Origin of the sequence: Aeromonas sobria, assembly GCF_006243315.1 — a bacterium.
Lineage (GTDB): Bacteria > Pseudomonadota > Gammaproteobacteria > Enterobacterales > Aeromonadaceae > Aeromonas > Aeromonas sobria_A.
The window spans coordinates 1-1,527 of record NZ_NKWE01000098.1 but is presented as its reverse complement, the minus strand read 5'-3'; the positions used below and the strand labels follow the sequence as shown (position 1 = coordinate 1,527).

The 1,527-nt window shown below is 53.2% G+C and carries 1 pseudogene; it reads left to right on the top strand.

The annotated features are described in order from the left end of the window. The first annotated feature begins 135 nt into the window (after positions 1–135). Positions 136–1,164 (top strand): annotated as a pseudogene (locus CF137_RS21910) (IS110 family RNA-guided transposase). Positions 1,165–1,527: the final 363 nt, after the last annotated feature.

The following is a 1,527-nucleotide window of genomic DNA, read 5'->3' as shown; positions in this document are numbered from 1 at the left end:
CTCAGGGACTACTCGACTCGCTGTTCGAAATGTGCCGTTGTGCTATAGCTAATGGGATGGTCGCCCCTCCCCAAAACGGCATCTGAGTGCCAAAGTGGCGAATGTAAGTTCCCACTGATGAGAGAGGCGACCACCATGAAAGCTACGACTATCGGCATCGATCTGGCAAAACATCTCTTCCAATTACATGGCGTTGATCAACATGGCAAGACGACCCTCAAGCGACAGTTGAAGCGGGATCAGATGCTCTCATTCTTTAGCAATCTTCCTCCTAGCCTGATCGGCATGGAGGCATGCGGCAGTGCCCATTACTGGGCCAATAAACTGCAAGGAATGGGGCATACCGTCAAACTGATGGCGCCGCAGTTCGTGAAGCCCTATGTGAAGACCAACAAGAACGATGCTGCGGATGCAGAAGCTATCTGCGAAGCCGTCACCCGACCCAATATGCGGTTTGTGCCAATAAAAAATGGCGAGCAGTTAGCCGTGTTGTCGCTACATCGCGCAAGGCAAGGGTTCGTCAAAGCCAGAACGGCGCAAGCTAATCAAATCAGGGGTCTGCTGGCAGAACATGGCATCATTGTCCCTAAAGGTATTGCACACATTAGCCCACGATTGCCCGAGATCCTGGAGGACGCAGAGAACGACCTACCCGGAACTTTTCGTCAATTAATTGAGCGTTTAGGGGAGCACCTCAAAGAGCTCACCAAGCAGGTGAATGAACTGGAAGAGCAGATCTGGTGTTGGCACAAAGAAAACTCGGCAAGCCAGAAGCTGGCTAAGATGCCAGGTATTGGTCCTCTCACGGCCAGTGCACTGGTTGCGTCTATCGGCGATGCAAAGCAGTTCGAAAATGGCCGCCAGCTAGCAGCCTAGCTGGGCTTGGTACCCAAGCAATATTCCAGCGGCGGCAAGCCGACCCTATTGGGGATAAGCAAACGCGGTGACATCTATTTACGCACACTGCTGATCCACAGTGCTCGCGCCGTGCTCCGGGTCGCTGAGCGTAAGACGGGGTACGCAGGAAGCTGGCTTGCGGGGGTCATGGAGCGACGTAACCATAATGTAACGGTAGTGGCACTGGCCAACAAGAATGCACGCATCATCTGGGCATTACTTGCCCATGAGCGCGAGTACGATGCTGATTACGCAGTAGCGGCCTGAGCACAATAGTCAGCAAAAGAACTGTGTTTCATCGCAAGCGTGACAAAGTATCGAGTTAACAACCAGCGTTAGAAAGTACCACCGATTGCACGGGCGATCATGACGTGATGGCGAGGCAGGTCAGACCGAGACTGGCAAAACCCGACAGACACAGGGCACTAATAAGTGCGTTTAGCTGATAGAGGAGCCAGTCAGCGAATTCCATCAGGGATAGAGGCTGTTGCCTCGGTGAAATCCGGATCTATGGCTGCAATCTCAACCTGACTCACTTTCATTGATTGAGGGCTTGGCAAACCGGGGCAACCATCTATGTGTCAGCAAGCGGGCACGTACGGTGACGGTGGCTTATCGACAGCCCCCAAA